At 69.0% G+C, this 16,073-nt stretch carries 15 protein-coding genes; 12 read left to right on the top strand and 3 right to left on the bottom strand.

Going from position 1 to position 16,073, the window contains the following annotated elements; translation table 11 throughout:
• Positions 1 to 9 precede the first annotated feature (9 nt).
• On the top strand, positions 10 to 507 hold the full coding sequence (locus JNB50_RS08205) for a hypothetical protein (protein ID WP_208039597.1): 498 nt from the start codon (positions 10 to 12) through the stop codon (positions 505 to 507).
• Here the strand turns inward: JNB50_RS08205 and JNB50_RS08200 are convergent.
• Complete coding sequence (locus tag JNB50_RS08200) at positions 491 to 1,318, bottom strand: DUF1295 domain-containing protein (protein WP_307794643.1); 828 nt, start codon at positions 1,316 to 1,318, stop codon at positions 491 to 493. The two genes, JNB50_RS08205 and JNB50_RS08200, sit on opposite strands and share 17 nt — an antisense overlap.
• A gap of 63 nt (positions 1,319 to 1,381) precedes the next feature.
• Here JNB50_RS08200 and JNB50_RS08195 point away from each other — a divergent pair, with 63 nt between their 5' ends.
• The 4 genes from JNB50_RS08195 (at position 1,382) to JNB50_RS08180 (ending at position 3,913) form a co-directional block, all read left to right on the top strand.
• Positions 1,382 to 2,011 (top strand): CDP-alcohol phosphatidyltransferase family protein, encoded by a 630-nt coding sequence (locus JNB50_RS08195; protein WP_208039595.1) that lies wholly within the window; start codon positions 1,382 to 1,384, stop codon positions 2,009 to 2,011.
• Positions 2,012 to 2,075: 64 nt separating this feature from the next.
• The gene (locus JNB50_RS08190; protein WP_208039695.1) at positions 2,076 to 2,525 is read left to right on the top strand and encodes an FHA domain-containing protein; all 450 of its coding nucleotides are present in this window, start codon (positions 2,076 to 2,078) and stop codon (positions 2,523 to 2,525) included.
• Between the two features lie 11 nt (positions 2,526 to 2,536).
• Complete coding sequence (locus JNB50_RS08185; protein WP_208039594.1) at positions 2,537 to 3,238, top strand: MerR family transcriptional regulator; 702 nt, start codon at positions 2,537 to 2,539, stop codon at positions 3,236 to 3,238.
• 123 nt (positions 3,239 to 3,361) lie between these two features.
• Positions 3,362 to 3,913 (top strand): MerR family transcriptional regulator, encoded by a 552-nt coding sequence (locus tag JNB50_RS08180; protein ID WP_208039593.1) that lies wholly within the window; start codon positions 3,362 to 3,364, stop codon positions 3,911 to 3,913.
• 89 nt (positions 3,914 to 4,002) lie between these two features.
• Here JNB50_RS08180 and JNB50_RS08175 read toward each other — a convergent pair whose 3' ends face one another.
• Entirely contained in the window at positions 4,003 to 4,821 is an 819-nt protein-coding gene (locus tag JNB50_RS08175; protein ID WP_208039592.1) for a ParA family protein, read from the bottom strand.
• A 70-nt stretch (positions 4,822 to 4,891) separates the two neighbouring features.
• On the opposite strand from JNB50_RS08175, the gene JNB50_RS08170 reads away from it, so the two are divergent.
• The 5 genes from JNB50_RS08170 (at position 4,892) to JNB50_RS08150 (ending at position 12,296) form a co-directional block, all read left to right on the top strand.
• Entirely contained in the window at positions 4,892 to 8,296 is a 3,405-nt protein-coding gene (locus JNB50_RS08170) for a pyruvate carboxylase (protein ID WP_208039591.1), read from the top strand.
• A 57-nt stretch (positions 8,297 to 8,353) separates the two neighbouring features.
• Complete coding sequence (locus JNB50_RS08165; protein WP_208039590.1) at positions 8,354 to 9,676, top strand: MinD/ParA family protein; 1,323 nt, start codon at positions 8,354 to 8,356, stop codon at positions 9,674 to 9,676.
• Positions 9,677 to 9,721: 45 nt separating this feature from the next.
• The gene (gene def, locus JNB50_RS08160) at positions 9,722 to 10,213 is read left to right on the top strand and encodes a peptide deformylase (protein WP_208039589.1); all 492 of its coding nucleotides are present in this window, start codon (positions 9,722 to 9,724) and stop codon (positions 10,211 to 10,213) included.
• 21 nt (positions 10,214 to 10,234) lie between these two features.
• Positions 10,235 to 11,083 (top strand): NAD(P)-dependent oxidoreductase, encoded by an 849-nt coding sequence (locus tag JNB50_RS08155; protein WP_208039588.1) that lies wholly within the window; start codon positions 10,235 to 10,237, stop codon positions 11,081 to 11,083.
• A 361-nt stretch (positions 11,084 to 11,444) separates the two neighbouring features.
• Positions 11,445 to 12,296, top strand: coding sequence for an endonuclease domain-containing protein (locus tag JNB50_RS08150; protein WP_208039587.1), 852 nt, complete (start codon positions 11,445 to 11,447; stop codon positions 12,294 to 12,296).
• On the opposite strand, the gene JNB50_RS08145 is transcribed toward JNB50_RS08150, so the two are convergent.
• A complete protein-coding gene (locus tag JNB50_RS08145; RefSeq protein ID WP_208039586.1) occupies positions 12,293 to 14,122 on the bottom strand; it encodes a long-chain fatty acid--CoA ligase in 1,830 nt (609 codons plus the stop codon). The two genes, JNB50_RS08150 and JNB50_RS08145, sit on opposite strands and share 4 nt — an antisense overlap.
• A 164-nt stretch (positions 14,123 to 14,286) precedes the next feature.
• Here JNB50_RS08145 and JNB50_RS08140 point away from each other — a divergent pair, with 164 nt between their 5' ends.
• Both JNB50_RS08140 and JNB50_RS08135 read left to right on the top strand, forming a co-directional pair.
• Positions 14,287 to 15,234, top strand: coding sequence for an ROK family glucokinase (locus JNB50_RS08140; protein WP_208039585.1), 948 nt, complete (start codon positions 14,287 to 14,289; stop codon positions 15,232 to 15,234).
• Positions 15,235 to 15,307: 73 nt separating this feature from the next.
• Entirely contained in the window at positions 15,308 to 15,994 is a 687-nt protein-coding gene (locus JNB50_RS08135; protein ID WP_208039584.1) for a 1-acyl-sn-glycerol-3-phosphate acyltransferase, read from the top strand.
• Positions 15,995 to 16,073 lie beyond the last annotated feature (79 nt).

Genomic DNA, 16,073 nt, shown 5'->3' with positions numbered 1-16,073 from the left:
CGTGGATGCATGGAATCCCTGCTCCGACGGCTCGACCGGATCGCGGGCGGCCGCCACGCCGGGTACACCGTCCCCGAGGAGGGGCGCGACCACCCGCGCACACGCCGCGCGTTCATCGTCATCGCCTGGCTGCTGCTCGCCGAACTCGTCATCGGAACGACCGCGGTCGTCATCGCACTCGTCCTCACGCTCCACGGTGCGGCCGTGCCGTTCGCCGTCTGGATGCGCTCGGTGGTCGTGCTCGGCATGACCGTGACACTGTTCTATTTCGCCTGGCGCGCCCAGAAGGGCTACTACTGGGCGTATTCGCGCCTGCGGCTGTTCTCCAAGATCTTCCCGGTCGTGACGCTCGTGATGGCGGCGATCCCCGGGCTGTATCCGCTCTGGATGGTGACGGAGCAGATCGTGTTCAGCCTCATCCTCATCGGCGTCGCCGACTACCTCGACTCCGACCACATGCGGGAGGCCTTCCCGCGTCCGGCTCGCGCCGTCACGACCGCGCGGTGACCGTCTCGCCGCCGCGGCGCGGGAACCACGGGACGATCGGCGACGTGCGTCGCTGGTAGTCCGCGTACTCGGGATAGCGCGAGCGCGAGATGCTCTCCGTGAACACGGTCGAGCCGATGAACAGGCCGGTCAGCAGCAGCGGGCCGATCACCGTCCACTGCAGGATCGAACCGGCGGCGGCGCAGCCGAACAGGAAGACCACCCACCACTGCGCCTGCTCGAAGAAGAAGTTCGGGTGCCGCGAGAACCGGAACAGCCCGGTCTGCAGGAAGCGCGGGCTCGGCTGCCAGCCGGCTGCGACCTCCCGCTTCTTCCACTGGTGGAAGCTCCACTGCTGCTGGTCGGCGATCGTCTCGCCCGCCAGGAACAGCAGGAAGAGCACGACGCAGACGATGTCGAGCGCGTTCAGCGGCGTCGGGTGCAGGTACGCAGTCCAGGCGGGAAGCGCGATCAGCAGCAGGAGCACGTTCTGGTAGATCACGATGAAGAACAGATTGAACAGCGCGAACGCCCCGCGTCCCATCCGCCCGCGCAGCACTTCCCAGCGGTAGTCCTCCCCGCCGGGCGCGTAGCCGCCCTTGCGCGCGAAGTTGAACGTGAGCCGCGCTCCCCACAGCGTGACCAGGCCCGCCATCAGGTTCAGCCGGGCGTCCTGGAGGCCGGCAGCGCCGGCGAACACCCACACGTACGCCACGGGCACGATCGACCAGATCCGATCGACCCACGAGTGCTCGCCGGTGATCAGCGAGAGCACCCAGGTGGCGGCGCACACGCCGACGAGGATCCACAGACAGACGATGAAGGGCTCCACGCCCCACATCCTAGGGGGCACATCGACGCGCGATGGGGGACAAGCGGTCACTAGAGTGGAAACGTGGATGGTGTCGGCGCGGTGAGCTCGCGCGTGTGGACGGTCCCGAACGCTCTCAGCTTCTTCCGGCTCGCTCTGGTCCCGGTGTTCCTGTGGTTCGTGATCGTGGGGGAGGACGCGCTCGCGCTCGGCGTCCTCATCGTGTCGAGCATCACCGATTTCCTCGACGGCTGGCTGGCCAGGAAGCTCGACCAGGTCTCGCGACTCGGCCAGCTCCTCGACCCCGCCGCCGACCGCCTCTACATCTTCGCCGCGCTCGTCGGCCTCGCCTGGCGGGAGGTCATCCCCTGGTGGCTGGTGGCGGTCATCGTCGCGCGCGACGTCATGCTCGCGGTGCTCGGCGTCATCCTCGCGAACCATGGCTTCGGACCGCTCCCGGTGCACCACCTCGGAAAAGTGGCCACCTTCTGCCTGTTCTGGGCGCTCCCGCTCCTGATGCTGGGCGAGGCGTTCGCGCCGCTCGCTCCCTACTCCCTGCCGCTCGGCTGGGCGTTCGCGCTCTGGGGAGCGTTCCTGTACTGGTGGGCGGGAATCGTCTACATTCGCGAGACGGCCCGGGTCATCCGTCTTCCGGCCGATGACAGCGGCCCACATTCCGATAGGCTTGATCGAGAGGAGGTTGACGGTGCCTGACGAGAACAACCCGGCCGAGAGTTTCCCCGCCGGAGACGACGACGGTCGCGACGCCGCGAACCCCCTGCGCGATTCCGCGACGGGGAACGAGGACACGACAGCACGCTTCGGCGAGGAGTTCGTCTCCAAGATGTTCCCGGTCGACGGCGTGATCAGCCCAGAGGAGCAGGAGGCGATTGCCGCCCTGCCGTCCGGGTCGGCTCTTCTCATCGTGCGACGCGGTCCGAACACGGGAGCTCGCTTCCTCCTCGACGCCGACGTGACCAGCGCCGGACGCCACCCCAACGCCGACATCTTCCTCGACGACGTGACGGTGTCGCGTCGTCATGCGGAGTTCACGCGTCGCGGCACGGCCTTCGAGGTCCGCGACCTGGGGTCGCTCAACGGCACGTATTACGACGGCGTGCGCATCGAGAGCGCCCTGCTCAGCGACTCGTCCGAGGTCCAGATCGGCAAGTTCCGGCTCACGTTCTACGCGTCCCGCCAAGATCTCGCCGCCGCGGCGAACGGCTAGGGCCGCTCTTCGTGGCCCGGCAAGCAGCGAGAGCCCCGGCCGCCTCGCCCGCACTGCTCTCGATCGGCCAGGTCCTCGCGCGGCTCACGCCGGAGTTCCCCGACCTCTCGTCGTCGAAGCTCCGGTTCCTCGAGGAGCGCGGGCTCGTCACCCCGTCGCGGACCGCGTCGGGCTATCGCAAGTTCTCGCCCGCCGATGTCGAGCGGCTGCACACGGTGCTCGCGATGCAGCGCGACCACTACCTCCCCCTGAAGGTGATCAAGAAGTACCTCGCAGAGGTCGACGCCGGGGGTGACCCGCCGATCCCCGGTGGCGCGTCGGCATCGTCGGCCACGTCGATGCTGTCGGCCGGTCGCCGCTTCCAGCGCGACGAACTGCTGCACGAGGCCGGGGCGACCCCCGAGCTGCTCCAGGAGGCCGTGAGCGCCTCCCTCATCGTGCCCGCCGATGTCTACGGCGAGGAGGCGCTGACCGTGCTGCGCGCGCTGGCCGAGCTCGCCCGCACCGGGATCGGGCCGCGCCATCTGCGTGGATTCCGCGCCGCGGCAGAGCGTGAGATCGGCTTGATCGAGACCGCTCTGGTGCCGCTGGCGCGGCGCAACGACGTCACGTCGCGCCCGCAGACGGCCGAGCTGGCGCGCGAGATCGCCGGTCAGCTCGACGTCGTGCGCGGCAGCATCATCCGCGCCGCTCTCGAGCGTCTTCGGCCCTGAGCCCCGACACGCCGACGACGATTGTCGGATGTCGTTGCCCGGGGACCGGGGGATGGGTACCGTTGATGAAGCGGCTCATTCGGAGACGCAGGATCCGAAGGACCCGGGCGAGAGGCAGGCAGCATGAGCGAATTGAGTCGTGACAGCGGCGCCGCCCGGTACGACCTGGGCCTGCTGTTCACCGACGGCCTGCCCGAGATGGACGACGCCAACGGCTACCGCGGCGCCGTCGCCGCCCGCGCAGCCGGCATCTCCTACCGCCAGCTGGACTACTGGGCGCGCACCGGGCTCGTGGAGCCGACCGTTCGCGGCGCAGCGGGGTCCGGTTCGCAGCGCCTCTACGGCTTCCGCGACATCCTCGTGCTCAAGCTGGTCAAGCGTCTGCTCGACACCGGCATCTCGCTGCAGCAGATCCGCACGGCGGTCAACCAGCTGCGCGAGGCCGGCGTGAACGACCTGGCCCAGACCACCCTCATGAGCGACGGCGCCAGCGTCTACCTCTGCACCTCCAACGACGAGGTCATCGACCTCGTGAGCCGCGGCCAGGGCGTGTTCGGCATCGCCGTCGGCAAGGTGCTGCGCGAGGTGGAGTCGTCCCTCGTCGAGCTCGACACCCAGGGCGACGACCTCGATGAGCTCGCCGCGCGCCGCGCGGCCAAGTTCAAGGCCTCCTGAGCCCAGAACGCCCCGAGAACCGTCGAGTACGCGAACTGTCTGCGTAGTCGACGGTTTTTCGTCGGATTCGGGCGTACTCGGCTGTCGGGTCAGGAGCCCGCGACGGCGTACTCGCCGATCTTCGCGGTGCGGAGGACGCGCTCGAGCAGGAGGTCGAAGTTGTGCGCCATCTCCTGCGCACTTTCACCCGGCCAGACGTGCAGCGGCTTGGCCGCACCCTGTGCCTGCTGCAGCGAGGTGCGCTCCGGGAGCTGGGGCGAGAGCACCAGCGGGCCGAACATGTCGCGCAGTTCCTTGATGCGGAACTGGTGCTCCAGCGACTGCACACGCGCGCGGTTGACGATGATGCCGAGCGGTTGGAGGCGCGGCGAGAGGCCGCGGCGGATCTCCTCGATCGCGCGCAGCGCGCGGTCGGCGGCGGCCACCGAGAACAGGCCGGGCTCGGTGACGACGGCCACCCGGTCGCTCGCGGCCCACGCCGTGCGGGTGAGCGCGTTGAGCGACGGGGCGCAGTCGATGAGCACCAGCTCGTAGTCGTGCTCGACGTTGGCGAGTGCCTCCTCGAGCTTCCAGATGTCGCGGATGCTCGGGTGCGGGCCGTCGAAATTGATGGCGGACGGGCTGCCGATCATGACGTCGACCTTGCCGGGACGACCCTTGGTCCAGCCCGACGGCGCGATCGCCGCGCGGACGATCTTCTCCTTGGGCGAGGCGAGCACGTCGGCGACGTTGAGATGACCGGCGACCTGGATGTCCATGCCGGTAGAGACGTCCGACTGCGGGTCGAGGTCGACGACGAGCGTCCTGAGCCCTTTCGCGAAGGCGGCAGAGGCCAGACCGAGCGTCACCGTGGTCTTTCCGACACCGCCCTTGAGGGAACTAACGCTGAGTACGTGCACGACAGCCACGTTACCTTCACTAGTCTTGGAGTACCTAACCGTTTGCTGTGTGGTGCCGACCCCTGCTCGAAAGGTCCCCATGTTCCGTAAGATCCTCGTTGCCAATCGCGGAGAAATCGCCATCAGGGCGTTCCGCGCCGCTTATGAACTGGGCGCCGCCACGGTCGCCGTCTTCCCGTACGAAGACCGCAACTCGATGCACCGGCTGAAGGCGGACGAGGCTTACCAGATCGGAGAGCCCGGCCACCCGGTGCGCGCCTACCTCGACGTTCAGGAGATCATCCGCGTCGCCAAGGAGTCGGGCGCCGACGCCATCTACCCCGGCTACGGCTTCCTCTCCGAGAACCCCGAACTCGCGGACGCCGCGCGCGCCGCCGGCATCGCGTTCATCGGCCCGCGCGCCGAGGTGCTCGAGATGGCCGGCAACAAGGTCACGGCGAAGGAGCACGCGATCGCCGCGGGCGTCCCCGTCCTCAAGTCGACGCCGCCGTCGCGCGACATCGAGGAGCTGCTGGCGGGCGCGGACGAGATCGGGTTCCCGATCTTCGCCAAGGCGGTCGCGGGAGGCGGCGGCCGCGGCATGCGCCGGGTCGCCCGCAAGGAGGACCTCCGCGCGTCGCTCGAAGAGGCCATGCGCGAGGCCGACAGCGCGTTCGGCGACCCCACCATGTTCCTCGAGCAGGCGGTGCTCCGCCCCCGCCACATCGAGGTGCAGATCCTCGCCGACGGCACCGGCGACACCATCCACCTGTTCGAGCGCGACTGCTCGGTGCAGCGCCGCCACCAGAAGGTGGTCGAGATCGCGCCCGCCCCGAACCTCTCGGACGAGATCCGTCAGTCGCTCTACCGCGACGCCGTCGCCTTCGCGCGCTCGATCGGCTACGAGAACGCGGGCACCGTCGAGTTCCTGCTCGACACCGCGGGGGAGCGCGCCGGCCAGCACGTGTTCATCGAGATGAACCCGCGCATCCAGGTCGAGCACACGGTCACGGAGGAGATCACCGACGTCGACCTGGTGCAGTCGCAGATCCGCATCGCGGCCGGCGAGACGCTCGCCGACCTCGGCCTCAGCCAAGACTCGGTGCAGATGCGCGGCGCGGCGCTCCAGTGCCGCATCACCACCGAGGACCCGACGGCGAACTTCCGCCCGGACACCGGCAAGATCACGACCTACCGCTCGCCCGGCGGCGCCGGAATCCGCCTCGACGGCGGAACGATCAACCCGGGCGCGCAGATCAGCCCGCACTTCGACTCGATGCTGGCCAAGCTCATCACGCGCGGCCGCGACTTCCCGGCCGCCGTGCTGCGGGCACGCCGCGCCCTGGCCGAGTTCCGCGTGCGCGGCGTCGCCACCAACATCCCGTTCCTCCAGGCGGTCATGGAGGACCCGGACTTCATCGCGGGCAACGTCTCCACGTCCTTCATCGAGGAGCGCCCTGAGCTGTTCAAGGGCCGCGCCTCCAAAGACCGCGGCACGAAGGTGCTCAACTGGCTGGCCGATGTCACCGTCAACCAGCCCAACGGTCCGCGTCCGGAGGTCGCGGCGCCGGTCGAGAAGCTCCCGCGCATCGACCTGGGTGTGCCTGCGCCGTCCGGCTCCCGCCAGCGCCTGCTGGAGCTGGGCCCGAAGGGCTTCGCCGACGCCCTCCGCGCCCAGACCGCGCTCGCGGTCACCGAGACCACCTTCCGCGACGCCCACCAGTCCCTGCTGGCGACGCGCGTGCGCACCAAGGACCTCCTGGCCGTCGCGCCCTACGTGGCACGGCTCACGCCCGAGCTGCTCTCGGTCGAGGCCTGGGGAGGCGCGACCTACGACGTCGCGCTGCGCTTCCTCGGCGAGGACCCGTGGGAGCGGCTCGCGTCCCTGCGCGAGGCGCTGCCGAACATCAACATCCAGATGCTGCTGCGCGGCCGCAACACCGTCGGCTACACGCCGTACCCGACGCAGGTGACCGACGCGTTCGTGCGGGAGGCCGCGGCGACCGGTGTGGACATCTTCCGGATCTTCGACGCGCTCAACGACGTGTCGCAGATGCGCCCGGCGATCGAGTCGGTGCTGGCCACCGGCACCTCCGTCGCCGAGGTCGCGGTCTGCTACACGGCCGACCTGCTCGACCCGGCGGAAGACCTGTACACGCTCGACTACTACCTGCGGCTCGCCGAGCAGATCGTGGAGTCCGGCGCGCACATCCTCGCGATCAAGGACATGGCGGGTCTGCTGCGCCCCGCCGCGGCGGAGAAGCTGGTCGCGGCGTTCCGCGAGCGGTTCGACCTCCCCGTGCACGTGCACACCCACGACACTCCGGGCGGACAGCTCGCGACGCTGCTCGCGGCCGCACGCGCCGGCGCCGACGCAGTCGACGTGGCCAGCGCGCCGATGGCGGGCACCACCAGCCAGCCGAGCGCCTCCGCACTCGTCGCCGCGCTCGCGCACACCGATCGCGACACCGGCATCTCGCTGTCGGCGGTGGAGGACCTCGAGCCGTACTGGGAGGCCGTCCGCCAGGTCTACCGGCCGTTCGAGTCGGGACTGCCCGGCCCCACGGGTCGCGTCTACAAGCACGAGATCCCCGGCGGCCAGCTCTCCAACCTGCGTCAGCAGGCCAAGGCGCTGGGCCTCGCCGAGGACTTCGAGCTGGTGGAGGACATGTACGCCGCCGCCAACCGCATCCTGGGACGCATCCCCAAGGTGACGCCGTCGTCGAAGGTCGTCGGCGACCTCGCGCTGCACCTGGCGGCCGTGCGCGCCGACCCCGACGACTTCGCGGAGAACCCGCAGAACTACGACATCCCCGACTCGGTCGTCGGGTTCATGGCGGGCGAGCTGGGCGAGCTGCCCGGCGGCTGGCCGGAGCCGTTCCGCACGAAGGTGCTCGCGGGCAAGACCATCAAGGTCGGCGTCGAAGAGATCTCGTCGACCGACGCGGAGGCTCTCGAGGGCTCGAGCGCCTCGCGCCGCGCGGCGCTCAACCGACTGCTGTTCCCGGCCCCGACGCGGATCTACGAGCAGATGCGCGAGCTGTTCGGCGACCTCTCCGTCGTGGACTCGGTCGACTACCTGTACGGCCTGGGCGCCGGCGAGGAGCACGTCATCGAGTTCAGCAAGGGCGTGCGGCTCTACATCGGACTGGAGGCCATCGGCGAGGCCGACGAGAAGGGCATGCGCACGGTCATGACCACGCTCAACGGCCAGCTGCGGCCGGTGTTCGTGCGCGACCGCAGCATCGTCGTGGAGGCCAAGGCGGCCGAGAAGGCCGACACCGCCAAGCCCGGCCAGGTCGCCGCACCGTTCTCCGGTGTGGTCACCCTCCACGTCGTGCCGGGCGATGTCGTGGCCGCCGGCCAGTCGGTCGCGTCGATCGAGGCCATGAAGATGGAGGCGGCCATCACCGCCCCCGTCGCCGGCACGATCGAGCGCCTCGCCATCCCGAAGACCCAGCAGGTCGATGCGGGCGACCTCCTGGTCGTCATCACCCCCGCCTGACCTGCCCGATAAACTGTCGCAGTCGTCTCACGTCGAGCGGCAGAAGGAGTGACCACCGTGGCTGACAAGCCGGAGGAGCCGCAACGCGGCGACCTCGAGTCGACGAGCGAGAAGCTCAGCTTCCGCCCGTCCCCGCTCGAGGTCGACACGACGCTGAGCATCGCCGTCGACCTGCCGCCGACCCCGCCGCAGGAGATCCCGGAGGACGAGGCCGCCGTCGCGATCGACGACGTGCCCGTCGACCCGGGATTCGTGGAGTCGCCGACCGATCCGACCACCACCTCCGTCGCGATCGTGGCCTCCCGGCTGACGACGGCTCCGACGCCCACGCAGCAGGAGGCGGGCGGCGACGAGGTCCCGCTCCCCGCGTCCGATTCGCACGCGGAGGCGTTCGGCCAGTCGCGGCGCGACCGGCTGCGCGGCGAGCACTCGCCGCAGCCCGAGCCCGCGGCCATGCTGACGGCCGACCGCCTGCTGGAGGTCAACCGCAAGACGCGTCCGGGCCCCGAAGGACCGTGGCAGCGGTTCGTGTACAACGTCACGTTCCGCACGGTCAACCTGGGCGACTCGGCGAAGGTGCGGGCGCGCAAGGAGCTCGACCACCGCATCCAGAAGCAGTTCGAGGGCGGCACCCGGTTCGTGCCCGTGCTCACCCGCAAGGGCGGCGTCGGCAAGACCACGGTCACCACACTGCTCGGGATGGCGCTGGCCGACGCGCGCGAAGACCGCATCATCGCGATCGACGCGAACCCCGACCGCGGAACGCTGTCGGAGCGCGTTCCCAAGCAGACCAGGGCGACCGTGCGCGATGTCGTGCACAAGGCCGCGAGCATCGGCGGATTCACCGACTTCTCCGCACTGGTGTCCCGTGACGAGACCCGGCTCGACATCCTGGCCTCCGACACCGACCCTCTGCTGTCCGAGGCCTTCGACGAGAACGACTACAACGTCGTGGCCGACCTGTCGGCCCGCTTCTACTCGATCGTGCTGACCGACTGCGGCACCGGCATCGTCCACTCGGTGATGCGCGCGACTCTGCAGCGCGCCGACTCGCTGGTGATCGTCTCCGGCGGCAGCGTCGACGAGGCGCGCCTCGCCTCCGAGACGCTCACCTGGCTGGAGGCCAACGGTTACACGGACCTCGTCCGCAACGCGGTCGTCGCGCTCAACACCGCGACGCACGCCACGAACCTGGTGAAGCTCGAGGAGATCGAGTCGCACTTCCGCTCGCGCGTGCGCGAGATCGTCCGCATCCCGTACGACCCGCAGCTCGCCGCCGGCTCGGTGGTGTCCTGGAAGGACCTCAAGCCGCTGACCAAGCTCTCCGCCCGCGCGCTGGCCGCGCTCGTGGTCGAGGGCCTGCCCGCCGAGCGCGCCTGACCCCGTCCGCTGCCATCGCGCTGTGCGCGCTTCGAGGAGATCCCCGTGACCGAACGCCAGATCCGCCTGTTCGGCGACCCCGTGCTGAAGACCCCGTCCGAGCCGGTTCTCGAGATCGACGAGGGCGTGCGCGGCCTCGTGGAGGACCTCATCGACAGCGTCGTGCCTCCGGGTCGCGCGGGCGTCGCCGCACCGCAGATCGGCGTGGGACTCCGGGCGTTCAGCTACAACGTCGACGGCGAGATCGGCTACATCATCAACCCCGAGCTGGTGGAGGTCTCCGGTGAGCCGGAGCTGGTCGACGAGGGCTGTCTCTCGGTGCCCGGCCTGTGGTTCAAGACGGCCCGCTATCCGTTCGCGCGTGTGCGCGGCATCGACCTGGAGGGCAACGAGATCGAGCTGTCGGGCACGGGCGTGATGGCGCAGGCCCTGCAACACGAGACCGACCACCTGGACGGCAAGCTCTACCTCGACCGGCTCGACAAGGAGACCCGCCGCGAGGCGATGCGCCAGGTGCGCGAGAGCGACTGGTTCTAGCTCGCGTCTAGACTCGAACCCATGGACATCGCAGTCACCGGAGGATCGGGAAAGCTCGGACGCACCGTCGTGCGCGAACTACGCGCGGCGGGCCACACCGTCGTCAATCTGGACGCGACGGGGGAGCGCGGGCGCGGCTTCGCGCAGGTCGATCTCACGGACTACGGGCAGACGCTGGACGCGATCCTCGGCGTCGACGACCTCCACGGCGGGTTCGATGCGATCGTCCACCTGGCGGCCATTCCGGCTCCGGCCATCCTGAGCGACGTCGCGACCTTCCACAACAACATCCGGGTCACGTACAACGTGTTCCAGGCGGCTCGCCGTGCCGGTATCCGCAACATCGTGTACGCGTCGAGCGAGACCGTGCTCGGCCTCCCGTTCGACGTGCCGCCGCCGTACATCCCTGTCGACGAGGACTACCCGGCCCGGCCAGAGTCCACCTATTCGCTGGTGAAGCACCTCGAAGAGCAGATGGCGATCGAGCTCGTGCGCTGGGATCCCGCGCTCAAGATCGTGGCGCTCCGGTTCTCGAACGTGATGGACCCGGCCGACTACGCGGCGTTCCCGTCGTTCGACGCCGACGCGCGGGCGCGCAAGTGGAATCTGTGGGGCTACATCGACGCGCGTGACGGCGCGCAGGCCGTGCTCCGTGCGCTGGAGTGGGACACCACCGGCTTCGACCGCTTCATCATCGCGGCGGCCGACACGGTGATGACGCGCCCGAACGCCGAGCTCGTCGCCGAGGTCTTCCCCGGCGTCCCGCTGAAGCGCGACGACCTCGACAACAACGACACCCTCCTCTCCATCGACAAGGCCCGCCGCATCCTCGGCTACGCCCCCACCCATTCCTGGCGCGACCACCACTAGCCGCCGACACGCCCTCACGAGATTCGTCACGAATCCCACCTTTCGTGCCACGAATCTCGACATTCGTCACGAATCCCACCCTTCGTGCCACGAATCTCGACATTCGTCACGAATCCCACTTTTCGTGCCACGAATCTCCACATTCGTCACGAATCCCGCTTTTCGTGCCACGAATCTCGACATTCGTGACGAATCCCGCTCGCCGTGCGATCGTTGACATTCGTCACGAATGTCGAGATTCGTGGCACGAATGTCGAGATTCGTCACGAATGTGTTGTTCACAGGCGGGGCCCTGTGGCGGGTTCTCCACAGATTGGTCGATGAGGGGGGCGACGGTGCGTGCCGTTGCGACGATGAGGAGATGCGCACCATTTCCGCTCACCGTCCGTTCCATTCGGTGCACGTGGCGAGCGCGCCACGCGGCGTCCGCGAGCTGTGCCTGGCGTATTTGCCACTGATGTCGGAGGGCGCCTTCTTCAGTCATCAGACGGCGGCTGCGCTTCTCGACGTCCCGCTCCCCTCGGAGCTGGCCGAAGGGCCGTTGCACATCTCGGTCGCGTTTCCCCGCACCCCGCCGCGGGGGCGGGGCGTTCTCGGCCACAGCCTCGGGAGCGTGACCGGCGAGCTCGTCGACGGTCTGCCGCTCTGTGTGCCCGCACAGGTGTGGTGTCAGCTCTCCGGAGTGCTCGACCGGGAAGATCTCGTCGCGGCCGGAGACCATCTCGTCGGTGCGCGCGGGCGGCAACCTCTCGCAGAGATCCATGAACTCGTGGATGCCGCCGACGAACTGCACCGGACGAAAGGATCCCGCGAGCGTCTGTGGGCGCTGCCGCGCATCCGCTTCGGCGCCGACTCCCGACCGGAATCCCTCCTCCGTCTGCTTCTGGAGGCGGACGGCTTCACCGGACTCGAAGTCAATCGCGCGGTCTCGCTGCGCCGGGGCCGGACGATCCTGCATCCAGACCTGAGCATCCCCGAGCATCGCATCGCCTTCGAGTACGAAGGTGACGGGCATCGAGTGGATCGACGTCAATGGCACCTCGACATCGAGCGTCGCGACGTCCTGGAGTCCGAAGGCTGGCGTGTTGTGCGCGTGACCGCGCACGACCTCTTCGGAAACCGCGACGCGTTCCGCGATCGCCTCAGAAGATTCGTCACGAATGTCGACATTCGTGGCACGAAAGTCGACATTCGTGACGAATCTCGGGGCTAGTGGGCGAGGGAGATGCCCTGGGTGCTGGGGTTGCCGCTGTAGACGCCGTCGATGACGTCGGCGAAGTCGGCGAGGATGACGTTGCGCTTGATGCTGAGCTTGGGCGTCAGGTGGCCGCTGGCCTCGGTCAGGTCGGTGGCCAGGATGACGAACTTGCGGACGCTCTCGGCTCGCGACACGCCCTGGTTCGCGGTGTCGATCGCGCGCTGGATCTCTGCGTTGACCGCGGGGTTCACGGAGGCCTCGGCGAGGGTCATGTCCTTGTCCTCGCCGTTGTTCGCCAGCCAGGTCGGCAGCATCTCGGTGTCGAGCGTGATGAGCGCGGCGATGAACGGCTTCTGGTCCCCGACGACGATCACCTGGCTGACCAGCGGGTTGGCGCGGATCGGGTCCTCGAGCGCCGCGGGGGAGACGTTCTTGCCTCCGGCGGTGACGATGATCTCCTTCTTGCGACCGGTGATCGTCAGATACCCGTCGTCGTCCAGCGAGCCCAGATCGCCGGTGCGGAACCAGCCGTCGTCGAAAGCGGCGGCCGTCGCCTCCGGATTCTTCCAGTACTCCTTGAAGACGTTGATGCCCTTGACCTCGATCTCGCCGTCCTCGACGAGGCGCACCGCCACACCGGGGAGGACGGGGCCGACCGTTCCGATCTTGAACATGTCGGGGCGGTTGACCGTCGCGGGCGCTGTGGTCTCGGTGAGGCCGTAGCCCTCGAGGATCTTGATGCCGAGGCTGTGGTAGAAGTGGCCCAGGTGCGACCCGAGCGGCGCGGAGCCGGAAACCGCGTACTTCACGCGGCCGCCCATGGCTGCACGCAGCTTCGAGAACACCAGCCGGTCGTAGAGCGCGAACTTGAGCTTCAGTCCGAACGGCACCGACCCGGCCTCGACGGCCTTCGAGTGCTCGACCGCGACCTGGGCGGCCGCGCGGAAGATCTTGCCGCGACCGCCGGCCTCCGCCTTCTGCTCCGCGGAGTTGTAGACCTTCTCGAACACGCGAGGCACCGCGAGCAGGAAGGTGGGCTTGAAGCTGGCGAGTGCGGGCAGCAGCTGCTTGGTGTCGGCCTGGTGACCCACTTTCACTCCGCCGGTGACGGCCAGCACCGCGATGAACCTCGCGAAGACGTGTGCCGTGGTGATGAAGAGCAGCGTCGACGCGCCCCCGGGCGGCGACACGACATCCTTGATCGCCTCTGCGGCGTTGCGCGACAGCTCGACGAAGTTGGAGTGCGTCAGCACGCAGCCCTTGGGGCGCCCGGTCGAACCGGAGGTGTAGATCAGCGTGCCGATGTCCTCGCCGCGGGCGAGGTTCCTACGCCGCTCGATCTCCTCGTCGGGAACGTCGGCGCCCGCGTTGACGAGCTTCTCGAGGTCGCCGAGGTGCAGCTGCCAGACGTTCTGAATGAGCGGGAGGTCGGGGTGCACCTCGTCGAACCGCGAGAACATCTCCGCGTCCTCCAGGATCACGGCGACGGCGCCGGAGTCGGACATATTCCACTGCACCTGGGCGGGGGAGGAGGTCTCGTAGATGGGCACGAGCACGGCGCCGGCGAACCAGGTCGCGAAGTCGATCAGCGTCCACTCGTAGCGCGTCTTGCACATCAGGCCGATCTTGTCGCCGGGCTGGATGCCGGCGGCGACGATGCCTTTCGCCAGGGCGATGACCTGGCGGTGGAACTCGGCGGCCGTGACGTCCTTCCAGCCATCGCCGTCCGGGAGGCTGAACAGCGGCGCGTCCGGGGTGGCCGCGACACGCTGGACGAGCAGGTCCGTCGCGTTGGCCTCCGGGTCGGCGGGGACGAGTGCGGGGATTTCGAACTGATTCACGGTAGCTCCCTCGATACCGGGCGGGCGGGCAATCGGGCCGAATGGCTTCGGCTCGCAGTGGTTGATTACACTCTAGATGGTGCGGCAGTGAGTCTCCTCCGACCGGCTCGTCCCGCGCCTCACACCCACCCGCCTGACCGCGCCAACCCGGAAGGGGCTCGCCTGTGCACGCCATCGGAATCGACATCGGCGGGACCAAGATCGCCGGTGCGGTCGTCGACGAGCTCGGCGCGATCGTCCGCGAGGACCGCGTGCCCACCGATGCCAGCCGCCCGGAGGAGATCGAGAACGCCGTCGTCGCGATGATCGAGCGCCTGTCCGACGGACCGGAGGAGATCGCGGGTGCCGGTGTGGCCGCGGCCGGCTTCATCGACGCGGCGCAGTCGACCGTCTACTACGCCCCCAACATCAACTGGAGGCACGAGCCGTTCCGCGAGAAGCTCGAGAAGCGGATCGACCTCCCGGTCCTCATCGAGAACGACGCCAACGCGGCGGGCTGGGCCGAGTTCCGTTACGGCGTGGGGCGGCTGGTGAGCGACATGGTCATCCTGACCATCGGCACCGGCGTTGGCGGCGCCATCGTGAGCAACGACCGCCTCTTCCGCGGCGGTTTCGGCGCCGGCGCCGAGATCGGCCACATGCGCGTCGTCCCGGGAGGCCTGCCCTGCGGCTGCGGTGCGCACGGGTGCATCGAGCAGTACGGCTCCGGGCGGGCCCTGCAGCGCATGGCGAACGAGCTGGCCGACGCGGGCGGCATCGGCCAGGTGCTCGCCGACGTGCGCAGCCGCACCGGCTCGCTGAGCGGCTCCGACATCTCCGCGTTGATCATGGCCGGCGACCCGGGTGCGCTCGCGGCCCTCCGCCAGCTGGGCGACTGGCTCGGCCAGGCCTGCGCGAGCCTCGGTGCCATCCTCGACCCTCAGCTCTTCGTCTTCGGGGGCGGTGTCGCGCAGGCCGGCGAGCTGCTGCTGGAGCCGATCCGCCAGGCGTACCTCGAGAATCTGCCGGCGCGGGGCTTCCACCCCGAGCCGGAGTTCAAGATCGCGGAGCTGGTGAACGACGCCGGCGTCGTCGGCGCGGCCGACCTGGCGCGCCTGCACGCCTCCCAGTGAGCCGCGGAGCCGTCCCAGGCGTCGCCGTGCCGCCTCTCCCGTCACGACACGAGGGGCAGTAGGCTTTCGATCGATGTTCTACTGGCTGATGAAGAACCTGATCGCGGGTCCGATCCTCCGCGGGATCTTCCGTCCCTGGGTCGTCGGGATCGAGAACGTCCCGGCGGAGGGCGCGGTCATCCTCGCCAGCAACCACCTCTCGTTCATCGACTCGATCTTCCTGCCGCTCGTCGTCGACAGGCACGTGTCGTTCCTCGCCAAGAGCGACTACTTCACCCGCCGCGGCCTGAAGGGCTGGGCGACGAAGGCGTTCATGAACGCGACCGGCCAGCTGCCGATCGACCGCTCGGGAGGCAAGGCCTCCGAAGCGTCGCTGAACACCGGTCTCGCGGTGCTGGCGCGCGGCGAGATCCTCGGCATCTACCCGGAAGGCACCCGCAGCCCCGACGGCAAGCTCTACCGGGGTCGCACCGGGGTGGCCAGGATGATCCTGGAGGCCGGGGTCCCTGTCGTCCCCGTCGCGATGGTCGACACGGCGGAGATCATGCCGATCGGCAAGCGACTGCCGCGGATCGGCCGCATCGGCATCATCATCGGCGAGCCGCTCGACTTCTCCCGGTTCGAGGGCATGGAGGGCGACCGCTTCATCCTGCGGTCGGTCACCGACGAGATCATGTACGCGCTGCACGGCCTCGGCGCTCAGGAGTACGTCGACGTGTACGCGAGCACGGTGAAGGAGAAGCGCGCGGCGCTCACCTAGGCCTCCCTCGTCTGCATGTCACAATCCGGTCGCGCTGCGCACGACCCCCGTCCGGCGCGATAGGCTCGGTTATCCCCCT

It is taken from the genome of Leifsonia sp. TF02-11 (assembly GCF_017565305.1).
Lineage (GTDB): Bacteria > Actinomycetota > Actinomycetes > Actinomycetales > Microbacteriaceae > Leifsonia.
This window is presented reverse-complemented; position numbering and strand designations above follow the sequence as displayed.